The sequence below is a fragment of the Acinetobacter yuyunsongii genome (genome assembly GCF_041021915.1).
GTDB lineage: Bacteria > Pseudomonadota > Gammaproteobacteria > Pseudomonadales > Moraxellaceae > Acinetobacter.
In genome coordinates this window covers 2,800,388-2,815,528 of the sequence record NZ_CP157435.1, presented here as the reverse complement: position 1 = coordinate 2,815,528, position 15,141 = coordinate 2,800,388, and the positions used below count along the sequence as shown (strand labels likewise).

Annotated in this window: 13 protein-coding genes and 1 riboswitch; of the genes, 12 read left to right on the top strand and 1 reads right to left on the bottom strand. The window is 41.8% G+C overall.

Features of this window, described 5'->3' with window-relative positions; translation table 11 throughout:
- Nucleotide 1: 1 nt before the first annotated feature.
- The 4 genes from ABLB98_RS13475 (at nt 2) to lpxC (ending at nt 4,549) form a co-directional block, all read left to right on the top strand.
- Complete coding sequence (locus tag ABLB98_RS13475) at nt 2–859, top strand: cell division protein FtsQ/DivIB (protein WP_348882594.1); 858 nt, start codon at nt 2–4, stop codon at nt 857–859.
- A gap of 65 nt (nt 860–924) precedes the next feature.
- Nucleotides 925–2,187, top strand: a complete 1,263-nt coding sequence (gene ftsA, locus ABLB98_RS13470) for a cell division protein FtsA (RefSeq protein ID WP_087543588.1) — start codon at nt 925–927, stop codon at nt 2,185–2,187.
- A 166-nt stretch (nt 2,188–2,353) separates the two neighbouring features.
- The gene (ftsZ, locus tag ABLB98_RS13465) at nt 2,354–3,535 is read left to right on the top strand and encodes a cell division protein FtsZ (RefSeq protein WP_005156855.1); all 1,182 of its coding nucleotides are present in this window, start codon (nt 2,354–2,356) and stop codon (nt 3,533–3,535) included.
- 111 nt (nt 3,536–3,646) lie between these two features.
- Entirely contained in the window at nt 3,647–4,549 is a 903-nt protein-coding gene (lpxC, locus tag ABLB98_RS13460; protein WP_348882593.1) for a UDP-3-O-acyl-N-acetylglucosamine deacetylase, read from the top strand.
- Nucleotides 4,550–4,647: 98 nt separating this feature from the next.
- Here the strand turns inward: lpxC and ABLB98_RS13455 are convergent, their stop codons facing one another.
- Nucleotides 4,648–5,088 carry a hypothetical protein gene (locus ABLB98_RS13455; protein WP_005156852.1) on the bottom strand — a complete coding sequence of 147 codons (441 nt, stop codon included), beginning with the start codon at nt 5,086–5,088 and terminating at the stop codon, nt 4,648–4,650.
- Between the two features lie 107 nt (nt 5,089–5,195).
- Here ABLB98_RS13455 and ABLB98_RS13450 point away from each other — a divergent pair, with 107 nt between their 5' ends.
- The 8 genes from ABLB98_RS13450 (at nt 5,196) to guaB (ending at nt 15,092) form a co-directional block, all read left to right on the top strand.
- Nucleotides 5,196–5,900, top strand: a complete 705-nt coding sequence (locus tag ABLB98_RS13450; RefSeq protein ID WP_348882592.1) for a M23 family metallopeptidase — start codon at nt 5,196–5,198, stop codon at nt 5,898–5,900.
- Between the two features lie 205 nt (nt 5,901–6,105).
- On the top strand, nt 6,106–8,829 hold the full coding sequence (aceE, locus tag ABLB98_RS13445; protein WP_348882591.1) for a pyruvate dehydrogenase (acetyl-transferring), homodimeric type: 2,724 nt from the start codon (nt 6,106–6,108) through the stop codon (nt 8,827–8,829).
- A gap of 2 nt (nt 8,830–8,831) precedes the next feature.
- Nucleotides 8,832–10,799 carry a 2-oxo acid dehydrogenase subunit E2 gene (locus tag ABLB98_RS13440; RefSeq protein WP_348882590.1) on the top strand — a complete coding sequence of 656 codons (1,968 nt, stop codon included), beginning with the start codon at nt 8,832–8,834 and terminating at the stop codon, nt 10,797–10,799.
- Nucleotides 10,800–10,935: 136 nt separating this feature from the next.
- Entirely contained in the window at nt 10,936–11,223 is a 288-nt protein-coding gene (locus ABLB98_RS13435) for a hypothetical protein (protein ID WP_046739814.1), read from the top strand.
- 34 nt (nt 11,224–11,257) lie between these two features.
- Nucleotides 11,258–11,398, top strand: a riboswitch (yybP-ykoY riboswitch).
- A gap of 84 nt (nt 11,399–11,482) precedes the next feature.
- A complete protein-coding gene (locus ABLB98_RS13430; protein ID WP_087537048.1) occupies nt 11,483–12,058 on the top strand; it encodes a TMEM165/GDT1 family protein in 576 nt (191 codons plus the stop codon).
- Nucleotides 12,059–12,216: 158 nt separating this feature from the next.
- A complete protein-coding gene (locus ABLB98_RS13425; RefSeq protein WP_249570394.1) occupies nt 12,217–13,014 on the top strand; it encodes an MBL fold metallo-hydrolase in 798 nt (265 codons plus the stop codon).
- Nucleotides 13,015–13,118: 104 nt separating this feature from the next.
- Nucleotides 13,119–13,484, top strand: coding sequence for a YkgJ family cysteine cluster protein (locus ABLB98_RS13420; protein ID WP_004659898.1), 366 nt, complete (start codon nt 13,119–13,121; stop codon nt 13,482–13,484).
- Nucleotides 13,485–13,625: 141 nt separating this feature from the next.
- Nucleotides 13,626–15,092, top strand: a complete 1,467-nt coding sequence (gene guaB, locus ABLB98_RS13415) for an IMP dehydrogenase (RefSeq protein ID WP_004659900.1) — start codon at nt 13,626–13,628, stop codon at nt 15,090–15,092.
- Nucleotides 15,093–15,141: the final 49 nt, after the last annotated feature.

Sequence of the window (15,141 nt, the reverse complement as noted above, 5' to 3'; positions counted from 1 at the left end):
CATGGCTCAACTTCCTGCATCCATGCGCCGCAAACCACGGGCAGCAATCAGTTCTATCCATGAGAAACCGCCATCACCCAAGCAAAAAATGGTGAATGCGGGAGGGTGGATCCTGTTGCTGATCGCTTTCGCTGTGCTCACAATCGGTCTTTATGGCTTGTATAAAGTCATGACTGATGCAACCGTGGCGCAATTGCAGATTGTTGGGACCAATTCAGATGTTGAAAATCAACAGCTGGCACAACACTTAAATCCGATTATTAAAGACAACTACTTTACTTCAGATTTAGAACAAATTCGGGACCAGGCTTTAAAGGTCTCATGGGTTGACCGTGTGGTGGTGTCACGAGCTTGGCCAAATGCGATTCGGGTGCGGGTGATGCCACGCCACGCAATTGCACGCTGGGGAACAGGGCGTTTGCTTAGTGACAATGGTGATGTCTTTAGTGAAGCTGTATTAAAAGTACATCCAAACTTGCCACTTTTACATGGGCCAGTCAGCCAATCCAAAATGATGATGCGTCGCTATAATGAAATTAATCAACTGTTTCATCCAGCGAATTTAAGATTAAAAGAATTGTATTTAACAGAGCGAATGACGTGGTTTATGCAGTTTGATTCAGGTCTACGGATTATTGTTGATCAAGATCAAACCATGAATAAGCTTCAACGCTTAAGCCATTTGGCACAAACGGATCTCAAACCTGTATGGTCGAAAATCTCAGCAATTGATTTGCGTTATCGGAATGGTCTCGCTATTCAATGGAAAAACGCAATCCCGCCAAAGATTGTCAACGGTCAGTTAGTTGTAACGATTGATGACACAAGCCTTGCAGGGGCAATTCAGGCAAAGCCATAATACGTGGCTTGAAAATAACAGGCAGTTTGCCCGTACTAAACAACAAAAGATATGGTAATGAAGTAATGAGTGAAGCTGTTTCCTCAGTTGTTGCGATTGATATTGGGACGCATAAAGTCTCAGTTTTGATTGGTAAGGTCCATGCACCGGATAAGATCCAAGTGATTGGCATGGCAACTGCTCGCAACCGAGGCATGGTTAAAGGCAAAATTGTGAGCTTGGATAAGGTGATTGCTGCGATTAAAAATGCAGTCTCTGAAGCCGAAGATATGGCGGAGTGTCGTATCCATAGCGCATGGGTGTCAATTCCAAGTACTGAATTGCAAAGTTTTTACGCATCAGGCCGTACACCAGTAGCTAATCATGATCATATTATTACGACAAATGAAGTGGTTAGAGCATTAGAGTTAGCCAAAGCGAGCCATGTATCGCCAGATTATTATTTTGCGAGTGCTGTTCCATTAGGCTTCGAGTTAGGCGATTCGGCTGAATGGGTGCAGAACCCAGTCAATATGTCGGCTCATAGCATGACCGGGCATTATCAATTGATGATGATGCCGATTAATACCATGCAAAACCTTGATCGTGCCATGAAAGGTGCGAATATCGGGGTAGAGAAAATGGTGGTATCTAGTTTAGCTACGGCTGAAGCTAGTTTGCTCAAAGATGAAAAAGAATATGGCGTATGCTTAGTTGATATTGGTGCAGGGATTACCAATATCGCAGTATATTTAGATGGTCGTTTAGCATTAGTACGTACCTTGCAACGCGGTGGTGAAAATGTGACCCGCGATATTGCAGCGGTTTTACAAACGACCACTGAAGAAGCTGAACGTATTAAAATTTTACATGGTTGTGTTGATCTCAGTGTAGTGAAACCTGACCATATGATTCAAGTGCAAGCGATTGATGGACAGCAGACCATTAGTCGTATTGAGCTTGCAGAAATTATTATTGCGCGTTATGAAGAAATCTTTACATTAATTCGTGAAGAGTTAGAGCATAGCGGAGCAATATATGGTTTATATCATGGTGTAGTACTCACAGGTGATGCTTGTCAAATTGAAGGTATGGTGAATTTGGCACGTCGTATGCTTGGAGTATCTGCACATTTAGGTAATCCACCTTTACAGGTCTATGCTGAAGACCAACATCTTGCTGCATTACGTCGTTCGATGTATGCGACAGCGTCAGGATTATTGATGTTTAGCCAAAGTGATTTGCAGGATGCAGTAGAAGAACCAGAAGAATCGAATGATCGAAGTTTTATGGATCGAGTGACCAATGGTTGGAATGCATTAAATAGCAAATTAAAAGCTATATTTTAAGTTGTACGTATTTTGGGGAAAATTTGTTAGGAAGTTGTAATAGTGAGCCGTTGTACTTGACAAGCTAGCTATTATTGAACAGCATCTTAACATCGGTTGTTTTAAAAATCAGGGCAGTAACGGGCTGAAGTGACTGCCATTTTATATATTAGGAAATCTAAAGGTCATGACCTCATTTGAATTGGTAGAAGATGAACTAGACGATGGCAACGGTCAAGCCCGTTTCACAGTATTTGGTGTCGGTGGTGGTGGTGGTAATGCCGTCCAACATATGGTGCAATCAGATATCCAAGGAGTAAAATTTATTTGTGCCAATACTGATAAACAGGCACTCGATAGCATGAATGCGCCTTTTAAAATTCAGATTGGTGAACAAAGTACGCGTGGTTTAGGTTGTGGTGGTAAACCAGAGATGGGGCAAATTTCTGGTGAAGAGAGTCGTGAAGTGATTCGCCAGCACCTTGAAGGCACAGATATGGTCTTTGTCACCGCGGGTATGGGTGGTGGTACTGGTACAGGTGCCGCTCCAGTGGTTGCAGAGGTCGCCAAAGAAATGGGCATCTTGACCGTGGGTGTGGTAACGACTCCGTTTAATTTTGAAGGTCGCCGCCGCCAAAAGTTAGCAGAAAAAGGTATTGAAGCTTTAGAAGAGCATGTTGATTCATTGATTATTATTCCAAACCAACGCTTACTCAGCGTTTATGGTGATATTTCAATGAAAGATGCTTATAAAAAGGCAGATGATGTATTACTTAATGCGGTACGGAGTATTTTTGATCTTGTAGTGAACCATGGTCATATGAATCTCGACTTCGCTGATCTGAAAACAGCTATGAGTACTCGCGGTTACGCAATGATGGGATCGGGTACAGGACGTGGTGAAGATCGTGCTCGTCAGGCGGCTGAACAGGCTATCCGTAGCCCGTTGCTTGATAATGTGAATCTCACTAATGCAAAAGGTGCATTGGTGAATATCACAGGTGGCGAAGATATTACTGGACGCGAAATTGACATTATTTCAGAAGTAGTCAACCAGATTGTCGATTTGGATGAAGGTGAAATTTTCTATGGTACGGTATTTGACCCAGATTCGCGTGATGAGCTGCGTGTGACTGTAATTGCAACAGGTTTGACACGTAATGCCAATGATACCGAACCCAAAAAACGTACAGTAACCCATACGCCAACAACAATCGCTAAAACCCAACAACCTGTAGATGAAGATGATGTTCCGGCGATCAGTAAACGTGCAAATGTAGACGCACCTGCTACAGCAGCGCCAAGTTCTACACCACGTTCATCGCCAATGAGTATTCAAGACTATCTGAAAAATCAGCAGCGTAAATAATAAAATCATATGTTTAGAGAAAGGGGGTAAGTAATTGCTCCCTTTTTTATTTTTTTAAAATGGCAAAATATGCTAAGTTATATCGGTTTTTGCAAATGAAGTTGTCATGGTATGGTGAAACAACGTACTCTCAAGCGTGTGGTGAAAGCGAGCGGTATTGGTCTGCATAGTGGTCAAAAGGTGCTGATTAATTTTGTTCCTCACCATGTTGATGGAGGTATTATCTTTCGCCGTATTGACCTCAATCCTCCTGTAGAAATTCCTGCGAATGCTTTACTCATTCAAGAAGCATTTATGTGTTCCAATCTTGTGCGAGAAGATATAAAAGTCGGTACGATTGAGCATGTGATGAGTGCTATAGCGGGATTAGGCATTGATAATTTAATCATCGAGGTCTCTGCTTCTGAAGTACCTATTATGGATGGCAGTGCAGGTCCATTTATCTATTTACTCATGCAAGGTGAGTTAGCAGAGCAAGATGCACCAAAGAAATTTATTAGAATTCTAAAACCTGTTGAAGCACTTATTGAAGATAAGCGTGCTATTTTCACCCCGCATTCAGGTTTTCAACTCAATTTTACGATTGATTTTGATCATCCCGCATTTGCTAAAGAATACCAATCCGTGTCGATTGATTTTTCAACGGAAACTTTTGTATACGAAGTCAGTGAAGCGCGAACTTTTGGCTTTATGAAAGATCTTGATTATTTAAAGGCGAATAATCTGGCTTTAGGGGCGAGTTTAGAGAACGCGATTGGTGTTGATGATATAGGTGTGGTCAATGAAGAGGGATTGCGCTTTGCTGATGAGTTTGTGCGTCATAAGATTTTAGATGCTGTCGGTGATTTATATTTATTGGGTCATCAGGTAATTGCTAAGTTTGATGGCTATAAATCAGGGCATGCACTCAATAATCAGCTGTTACGCAATGTTCAAAATGATCCGAGTAGTTATGAAATTGTAACATTTAATAACGATAATGATTGTCCAATTTCTTATGTGAGTGTGATATAAGTCATTGTCTTTTATTGGTTATGTTATATTATAACAATAAAAGTTGAGATTTAGTTCACATAAAATAAGTGTATATTTCAATACCTAAGATAAGTAGTTTACTTTTTATTGCTTGCCAAACGTAGTAAAGCTTGGCTAAGCTTAGGGTCGCTCACATATTCAGCGGCGCTGCGTAACTGCTCTTGGGTTTCTGAAGAAAGTGTTTTAGATGGGGGAGAAGGTTCACGAGGAACATTCATTTTGTTTCTTAGGCGAACTTGGATTTTTCGTAAGTCTTTGAGTCCTTCTAATTGAGCTAACTGCGCAACATAGTTGCTTTGTAAATAGCTGAGTTGACTAATCATCGCTTGATTTTCACCAGTTATGATCAGAACGCCATGTTGATAACAAACAACCTGCCATTGCTCTGGTTGGGGCAGTATAGGTTGAATAATTTTCGTAAGTTGTTTCCATCGAGTCACTTGCGTAGTCAGAAACGTTAAGTTTCCAGTTTTTATGTGTTGTCCTTTCTGTTGAAAAACGTTGCTAGGTTCAGACATGTTAACTTCCTTCGAGGTTATCGGCTCATCTTAAGCGTTCATTTTAACTGTTATCAAGGAAGAGATGATAAAGGAACTATTTAAGGACTGTTTCAAGAGGTTTTTTTATGCATATGCGTCGTATTTTACTTGCATTCTCACTCGCTGCTTCAGCCGCTTCGGTTGCTTTTGCAGATTATCAAAATATTGGTCAAGCAACAGATGGTGACCGCCTAGAGCAATTATCTAAAACCTTAGCACAAGGTTCTTATAGCCATCCTGATGATATTGATTTGCCTGCCGTATCGAATGTATCAGTTAAATTGCGTGAAAAAACTATTGAATTGAATAATGCTACGATCGAAAGAAAATATGGTCGTTCAGCGATTTCATCGACTGCCGAAGATAATGCACGATCTTTTTCAGCAAATACAGGTTATTCGTGGTTAGTTAATCACCCACTTCAAGAAGGGCGGGTAAGTTCAACATGGGGTAACCGTACCTTATTAGGAACGACACGTCATCATTCGGGTGTTGATTTAGCGGCACCATCAGGTACAGCTATTTATTCAACAGGTTCTGGTGTTGTAACCAAATCAGGTTGGGGATCAGGTTATGGTCAATATGTTGAAATCGATCATGGCAACGGTTATATCACTCGTTATGCTCACGCTTCACGCTTAATGGTGAATGCGGGTGATCGCGTTAGTGCAGGCGAACATATTGCCAATGTAGGCTGTACAGGACGTTGTACAGGACCACATTTGCATTTTGAAGTTGTCAAAGATGGTCAACGTAAAAATCCAACAACTTATCTTGCCATGTTGCCTTAAGCTAATTTGTTAACAGTTGTATATTAAATTTAAAAAGAAAGCGCCTTAATTGGCGTTTTTTTATGTTTTTTGTTTCATTTGAGTCAATGACTATTTAGCAAGAAAATATTAGGGGATTTTGTATTCATTTGGGGCGATACCTCCATAGCACCAAAACATGATAAATATATAAGGTCAAAATAACTTAAGGGAAAAGGTGAATTGTATGGCGTTTTATGGCGACTCAGACGCGCAGGAAACCCAGGAATGGCAAGAAGCATTTGATTCAGTATTACAACATATGGGCACGGAACGCGCCGCATTCTTATTAGAAAAACTTTATCAACAGGCTATTGCAAAACATGTTCCGATCCAACGCTTAAATACACCTTATCTCAATACGATTTCTGTTGAAGAACAACCAGCGATGCCAGGCGACCAAGATATGGAGCGTCGTATTCGTGCTTTAATTCGTTGGAATGCCTTGGCGATGGTATTACGTGCCAATAAAACAGGCGATGATCTTGGTGGTCACCTTGCGAGTTTCGCATCGTCTGCAACCTTATATGATGTTGGTTTTAACCATTTCTTCCGCGCAAATAGCAATAACTTTGGCGGAGATATGATCTATTACCAAGGACACTGTGCCCCTGGTATTTACGCACGTTCATTTTTGGAAGGGCGTTTAACTGAAGATCAATTGAATAATTTCCGCCGTGAAGTGGGTGGTAATGGTCTTCCGAGTTATCCACATCCGTATTTAATGCCGGACTATTGGCAGTTCCCAACTGTATCCATGGGTTTGGGTCCAATTATGTCGATTTACCAAGCACACATTCAAAAGTACTTGATGAATCGTGGTTTGATCAAAGAAGAAAATCGTAAAGTCTGGGCATATCTGGGCGATGGTGAGATGGATGAGCCAGAAAGTACGGGTGCAATTTCACTTGCGGGTCGTGAAAAATTAGACAATCTCATTTGGGTGGTGAACTGTAACTTACAGCGTCTAGACGGTCCAGTACGTGGTAACGGTAAAATTATTCAAGAATTAGAATCTTTATTCCGTGGTGCGGGCTGGCGTGTCATTAAAGTGGTTTGGGGCCGTCATTGGGACCCACTACTGGCTAAAGACAGCACTGGTGCTTTAAAAGCGGTTATGGAAGAAACACTGGATGGCGAATACCAACGTTTACAAGTGAAGGGCGGTGCATATGCACGCGAAAAATTCTTTGGTAAATACCCAGAAGCGGCTGAGTTGATTAAAGACTTAAGCGATGAAGATATTGATAATCTAAATCGTGGTGGTCATGACCCGTACAAAGTTTTTGCAGCCTATGCAGAAGCATGTACAGCCAAAGGTCAACCAACTGTAATCTTAGCGAAAACTGTTAAAGGTTATGGCTTGTCTGATGAAATTGAAGCAGTAAACAAAACGCATCAAATCAAAAAGATGCAAATCGAATCTTTAAAATATGTACGTGATCGCTTCAATTTGCCATTTAACGATGAGCAATTAGAAGAAGTGCCTTTCTATCGTCCAAGCGAAAACTCGCCTGAATTGAAATATATGAAGGCACGTCGTGAAGCGTTAGGCGGTTATCTACCTGCACGTCGTAAAGAGAGTGAAACTTTAACGATTCCTGAATTATCAGTATTTGATGCCGTATTAAATGGCTCTGGCGGTAAAGAGCAATCGACCACGATGCTGATGGTTCGTTTAATTGCTGCATTATTGAAAGAAAAAGCAATTAAAGACCGTGTCGTTCCAATCGTTCCAGACGAAGCACGTACTTTCGGTTTAGAAGGGATGTTCCGTCAGCTCGGTATTTATGCTGCGCACGGTCAAAAATATACGCCAGAAGACCAAGAACAGTTAATGCATTACCGTGAAGCAAGTGACGGTCACATGTTGCAAGAAGGGATTAACGAAGCGGGTGCGATGAGTGCTTGGGCTGCGTTGGCAACCAGTTATTCAACCAATAACTTGCCGATGATTCCAATGTACATGTACTACTCAATGTTTGGTTTCCAACGTATTGGTGACATTGCATGGGCTGCGGGTGATGCACAGGCACAAGGCTTCTTACTCGGTGCGACCGCTGGCCGTACCACATTGAATGGTGAAGGTTTACAGCACCAAGATGGTCATTCACATATCTTGGCGAACACCATTCCAAACTGTGTATCTTATGATCCATGTTTTGGTTATGAATTGGCTGTGATCGTACACGACGGTTTACAACGCATGTATGTGAACCAAGAGCGAGTGTTCTATTATTTAACCGTAATGAACGAAAACTACGAGCATCCTGCAATGCCAGAAGGCGCTGAGGAAGGCATTAAACGTGGTATGTACTTGTTCGAAAAAGATGAAAAAGCAACAGTTCAATTACTGGGTTCAGGTGTCATTCTTCGTGAAGTGATTAAAGCTGCGAAAATCTTACGTGATGAATACCAAATTCATTCAAACGTTTGGAGTGTAACCAGCTTCAATGAGTTGTCACGTGATGGGATGGCATGTGAAGAATATAACCGCTTACACCCGCTTGCGCTTGCTGAAGAAGTGAAAGAATCTTGGGTATCTAAACAGTTACGTGGTACTGAAGGTATTGTTGTTTCTGCGACAGACCATATGCGTGCGTACAGTGAACAAATCCGTGCATATTTACCAGATGGTCGTCCATTTGTTGCATTAGGTACAGATGGTTACGGCCGTTCAGATACACGTGCCAACTTACGTAGTTTCTTTGGTGTTGATGCTGCACATATCGTGGTTGCGACTTTGAAAAAATTAGCGGACGAAGGTGAGGTAGATGCACGTTTAGTGAAAGATGCAATTTCTAATTTTGAATTAGATACGGATCGTCCAGTGGCATGGGCGCCACAAGCGCATCCAGAAGTCCAGGCAGTTGCTGAATACAATGAAACACAAACAGGTGAGGGGAAATAATTATGCAAATCCAAGCACCTGATATTGGCGTAGATAAAGCACTTGTTGCAGAAATCTTGGTCAAAGTCGGCGACCAAGTTGCAGTTGACGATAGCCTTCTGGTTTTAGAGTCAGATAAAGCAACGGTAGAAGTACCAAGCACTGCGGCAGGGATCATTAAAAGTATTCTGGTTCAACAGGGCGATGAAGTGACTGAAGGCATCGCATTGATTGAGTTAGAGTCTGAGTCTGCCGCTGAAGCACCTGCAAACGATGCACCGAAGTCAGAAGCGCCAAAAGCAGAAGTAAAACCTGTCGAAGCTGAAACAAAAGCACAACCAGTTGCTGCTCCAGCAGCGACAGCAAGCCAGATTGTGGATGTAAAAGTTCCCGATATCGGTGTGGAAAAAGCGCTGGTTGCAGAAGTATTGGTCAAAGTGGGTGATCAGATTGAACCTGAACAAAGTATTGTGGTGGTTGAATCGGACAAAGCGACTGTAGAAGTTCCAAGCTCGGTTGCGGGGATTGTGGAAGCGATCCAGATTAAAGAAGGTGATAGCATTAAGGAAGGTGTGGTCTTGATTCAGGTCAAGACTGCAAGTTTGGCTGCTGCACCAGAACCACAAGCAACTCCAACTCAAACAGAAGCGCCAGTCGCAACGACTGAGGCACCAGTTGCAACGAATACCTCAACGGGTCATGTTGAAATTGAAATACCTGATCTAGGTGTAGAAAAAGCTCTTGTTTCAGAAATTCTGGTCAATGTTGGTGATCGTGTTGAAGCTCAACAAAGCCTATGTGTGGTTGAATCAGATAAGGCATCGGTTGAAGTACCAAGCTCGGTTGCAGGGATTGTGAAAGCAATCCATGTGTCTGCGAATCAAGAAGTTCGTCAAGGCATGGCATTAGCAACGATTGAAGTGAGTGGCTCGACCGCTGCACCAACAGCAGCGCCAAAAGCTCAACCAGCCGCTACGCCTGCGACTCAAGCAGTACCAGCAAAACCACAGGCGGCAGCGACAGCAGCCCCAAGTGCGCCTGCACAAGCTGAGAAACTGACCAAAGCGCAAGAAGCTGACAATGCCAAGGTGTATGCGGGTCCAGCCGTGCGTAAACTGGCACGTGAGTTAGGTGTTGTTCTTGGGCAGGTCAAAGCATCAGGTGAGCACGGTCGTGTGATGAAGGAAGATGTCTTTGCTTATGTGAAAACACGTCTGACCGCACCACAACCGACTGCTGCAACGCAAGCCGCTCCAGTGGCTTCAGGCTTGCCGAAGTTACCAGACTTTAGTTCATTTGGTGGCGGTGAAGTGAAAGCGATGACGCGTTTACAGCAAGTGTCTGTGCCACAGCTGTCATTGAATAACTTTATTCCGCAAGTGACGCAGTTTGACTTGGCGGATATTACCGAGCTTGAAGCATGGCGTGGCGAACTGAAAGATGGCTTTAAAAAACAAGGCTTGAGCTTAACCATCTTGGCCTTTATTGCCAAAGCGGTTGCGCACTTGTTAAAAGAAGAGCCGTATTTTGCGGGGCATTTGGCTGATGATCAGAAGTCAGTATTATTGCGTAACGAAATTCATATGGGTATTGCGGTTGCAACCCCAGATGGTTTAACAGTGCCTGTATTACGTAATCCTGATCAAAAATCAATTAAGCAAATTGCAGCAGAATTGGCTGAACTCAGCCAAAAAGCCCGTGATCGTAAATTGTCACCGAAAGATCTACAAGGTGCCAATTTTACCATTACCAGCTTAGGCAGTATTGGTGGTACTGCATTTACGCCGTTGGTCAATTGGCCGCAAGTCGCGATTTTAGGTATATCCCCTGCAACCATGCAACCTGTGTGGAATGGTAAAGACTTTGATCCGCGCTTAATGTTGCCGTTGTCATTGTCTTATGACCACCGTGTGATTAATGGTGCTGACGCAGCACGTTTTACCAATAAGTTGACCAAGCTTTTAAAAGATATTCGTAGCCTATTGCTCTAGTACTTTTTAACGATGGAAACCTCGCATATGCGAGGTTTTCTATTTTATAGCATTAAAAAATCGACTTTATTTGTGCAAGCTTTTGTCTAAAATTAATATAGTTGAAAGAAGTATTTATTCGGAATAAGGAGCAAGGATGTTAATCATTTATCGAGTTGTATTACCGATATTACTGATTATTTTTGTATTAATGGGCTTGTGGGTCAATTTTCTACATTTTGCATCAGATTGGGTGATGTACATCGTCATGGGTTTGGAAGTGTTAGCTGCAACAATTGTGGTTAGCATGGAATATCAAGCTCAAAATGTTGGCGGTGCAAGTGGTTGGGGGATTTTTGGTTTTTTTGGCTTGAGTGTGAATTTAGCTTTGTTATTGGGGATTGCCCGTTTGCTAATTTGGGGTTACCAAAAATTTTGGGCATAGTGATTTAAAAAATTTAAAGAGTTTGATAAACTAATATCACTTCATTGGGGAGTAGCCGCTCTTTACGCAAAGTAAAGAGGTGATGGTCAACATAATTGTTCCACAGAACATGGTCATCATAGCAAAGAACCAAGAACAGCTGTTTAGCTGTGCTTTTGTTGGCAAGACCTTTGATTTACCACTCTGCATCAATCTACTTGATTTTGGCTAGCAGGAGGGGTAGGTCATCGGTATATTTTGCTAGCCAGAGCATTCAACTATGTATGAATTCCTCATCTCCACATCAATTGTTGCCCTTGCTGAAATGGGCGATAAAACACAATTGCTGGCATTATTACTCGCGGCACGTTTCCGTAAACCCGTTCCGATTTTAATTGCAATTTTACTGGCTACCACGATTAATCATGGTATCTCTGCGGTATTAGGTCAATGGATTACGACTGTCCTAAGTCCTGAAATTCTATTATGGATTTTGGCACTTGGTTTTATTGGTATGGCGATTTGGATGCTCATTCCTGATGAATTAGGGGATGAAACTGAAAGTATTAATAAATGGCAAAAATTCGGCGTATTTGGTGCAACTTTTATTCTATTTTTCTTGGCTGAAATTGGTGATAAAACCCAAATTGCTACAGTTGCTTTAGCTGCACGTTTTGACAGTATTTTTTGGGTCATGTGTGGTACAACGCTTGGCATGATGTTAGCGAATGCGCCAGCAGTATTTATCGGCGATAAGTTAGCTGATAAGTTACCAATTTCACTTATTCATAAAATTGGTGCTGCGATTTTCTTAGTCGTTGGTATTTCAACCTTGGTACAGCATTATTTCTTCTAATTAAATTTAAATCGCAAAAAAGATCCATCGTTTATGCATGGATCTTTTTTTATAAATTATGATAAAAGTACAATATTTGATTGAAACAATAATAAAATCCCATTATTTTATTAAGGAATTAAAATATTTCATATTTAAAAAATTTTTATGGGGTTGATATGAGTTTTGAGCGGACTACATCGCAAATACTATTTGATAATGGTACGCATAAATGCATTAGTTTTACCAGTTTGGTCAAGGGCGAAGGCATTCAAGCCAATCAATTTTTAATTATTGATCACGATCGTGCAGCGGTTCTAGATCCAGGTGGTGATCTGACCTATGTTCCTTTAACCATGGAGTTAAACCGCTATACCAAATTGAAAAATTTGGATTATGTGATGGCATCCCATCAAGACCCCGATATTATTACTTCGATGCCGCGTTGGTTAGTTTATACCGATGCGAAAGTAGTGGCATCTAAATTATGGGCACGCTTTTTACCGCATTTAAACTCAGCATTTATGAGTGATCGAATGAAAGGGAATTGGGAAGATCGCTTAATTGAGCTTGCCGATACTGGACAAGTGATTCCTTTAGGTGAATCAGCAATCGTAGCGATTCCTGCTCACTTTTTGCATTCGGTGGGCAACTTCCAGTTTTATGATCCAGTCGCCAAAATTCTTTTTTCAGGGGATATGGGTGCCTCAATTGTTGATGATGCCAGCCAGCCGATTGCCGATTTTGAAGCTCACATCAAGAAGATGAAAGGCTTCCACCAGCGTTATATGTGTTCCAACAAGGTCATCCGTTTATGGGTGAATATGGTTCGCCAGATGGACCTCGACATGATTGTGCCGCAGCATGGCACCGCATTTGTTGGAAAAGAGATGATCAACCAGTTTCTGGACTGGATTGAGGGTCTGGAATGTGGCGTAGATTTAATGAATGAGTATGTGTTTAGTTGTCCTACCTAAATGAATTCATAATATTTTTTCTATAAATCTATTGTGTTCATCAACAACTTTTCTTAGGATTCAAGTTACAAAAAATTAATTTGATAACGAGAATTTTAAGAAAAATGTTGTCTCAAGTTGCAAGCTCAGATGCATGCGTGAGTTGTGGTGCATGCTGTGCAAATTATCGTGTTTCTTTTTATTGGGCTGAAGCAGAACGGATGCCTGCAAACATGGTCGAACCGCTCACAGCCGTTTATTCTTGTATGAAAGGTACCAACCAAGCTCAAGTCAAATGTATCGCATTACAAGGAGAAGTAGGACAGCAAGTCAGTTGTTCGATCTACGCCATTCGAAGCTCAACGTGTAAAGAGGTTCAGATTGCGGATGATCATTGTAATAAAGCACGACTTGCGCACAATCTCATCCCATTGATTAATATTGAACAACAAGATTCAGAAAATAATGAGAATTATGATCAAGTTTGTTAACTGTATCGATGTTGCTTAAATGACATAAGGCGTCGTAGTGAAGCGTTTCTACGCGCTTATCAAATTATTTTCATCATAGAAAATGAAAATCACATCGAAATTTGTTTATAATAGCTCACGGAAATTACCAGTGAGATTGTTATGCTGACCATCGTTCAAGAAGCGTTAACCTTCGATGATGTCTTATTACTTCCTGCCTACTCAACTGTTCTCCCAAAAGATGTCTCCTTAAAGACACGTTTAACTCGCGGAATTCAACTGAATATCCCTCTCGTTTCTGCTGCAATGGATACGGTGACTGAGTCTCGTATGGCGATTGCAATGGCGCAAAATGGTGGTATTGGTATTTTGCATAAAAACATGGATATCGCTGCACAAGCTGCGGAAGTACGCCGTGTAAAAAAATTCGAAGCTGGAATGGTGAAAGACCCAATCACAGTAACGCCTGAAACGACAGTACGTGAACTTATTGCAATTACCCAAGCGAATAATATTAGTGGTGTACCTGTTGTAAAAGATGGCAAAGTTGTGGGTATTGTCACAGGTCGTGATACACGTTTTGAAACCAATCTTGAACAACCAGTAAGCAACATCATGACAGGTCAAGACCGTTTAGTGACTGTTCGTGAAGGTGAGTCGAAAGAAAATATTCAAGCATTGCTACAAAAGCATCGTATTGAAAAAGTTCTAGTTGTTGGTGAACACAATGAACTCAAAGGTTTAATTACAGTCACTGACTTCCGTAAAGCGGAAAGCTATCCAAGCAGCTGTAAAGATGACCTTGGTCGTTTACGTGTGGGTGCTGCGGTCGGTACAGGTGTAGAAACACCAAGCCGTGTGGAAGCATTAGTCGATGCGGGTGTAGATGTGATTGTCGTAGATACGGCACACGGTCACTCAGCGGGCGTAATTGAACGTGTACGTTGGGTAAAAACAAATTATCCACAAGTTCAAGTGATTGGTGGAAACATTGCAACAGGTGATGCAGCTTTAGCATTGTTAGATGCAGGTGCAGATGCCGTTAAAGTGGGTATTGGTCCTGGTTCGATCTGTACGACACGTATTGTGGCAGGTATTGGTATGCCGCAGATTTCGGCAATTGATAGTGTTGCCAATGCACTAAAAGATCAAATTCCATTGATCGCAGATGGCGGTATTCGTTTCTCTGGCGATATGGCGAAAGCGATTGGCGCAGGTGCGAGCACAATCATGGTCGGTTCACTCCTTGCTGGTACTGAAGAAGCGCCAGGTGAAGTTGAATTTTTCCAAGGTCGTTACTATAAAGCGTATCGTGGTATGGGTTCATTGGGTGCAATGGCGGGAGCAACAGGTTCTGCTGACCGTTATTTCCAAGACTCTAAAGCGGGTGCTGAAAAGTTGGTCCCAGAAGGAATCGAAGGTCGTGTTCCATATAAAGGTCCAATGGGCAATATCATCCATCAAATGATGGGTGGTTTGCGTTCTTCTATGGGCTATACAGGTTCATCTGTGATTGAAGATCTTCGTCAAAATGCAAAATTTGTGAAAATTACTTCGGCAGGTATGTCTGAATCACATGTTCATGATGTGACGATCACTAAAGAAGCACCAAACTATCGTGTAGGTTGATCTTTAGTAATTTTGGCAATAAAAAAACCGTCAGTGCACTGACGGTTTT